Raw genomic sequence first — 260 nt, 5'->3', positions numbered from 1 at the left:
AATATAGATCGAGTCATTGAAGATAAAGTAGAAAAAAGTTCATAAGATCATTGTGTTGGTAACTGTTGGCTGGTTATTTATCATGTGAAATTGTTTACAATTATTAGCGGCTATAGCCCTAAAGTCATCAATAAATTGGCTATCTGCATCGCTTATGTTACTGCGTTGAGTATACAATGTAGCCCATATTTCGTTAATTAAAAGATTGTCGTCCATGGATGTTTTTTCTGCAGCCGTCATGCTGTTCTTGATTATAGACC

Annotated in this window: 1 protein-coding gene; it reads right to left on the bottom strand. The window is 34.6% G+C overall.

Annotation, left to right across the window (positions count from 1 at the left end; all coding sequences use genetic code 11):
• Nucleotides 1-39: 39 nt before the first annotated feature.
• Nucleotides 40-260: hypothetical protein (locus tag AAEY75_RS15895; protein WP_352260132.1), on the bottom strand; the 221-nt coding region annotated here is incomplete at its 5' end.

The sequence above is a fragment of the Psychrobacter sp. TB55-MNA-CIBAN-0194 genome, assembly GCF_040309505.1.
Classification (GTDB): Bacteria; Pseudomonadota; Gammaproteobacteria; order Pseudomonadales; family Moraxellaceae; genus Psychrobacter; species Psychrobacter fozii.
Note: the sequence above shows the minus strand (reverse complement) of the source record. Positions and strands in the feature narration are given on the sequence as shown.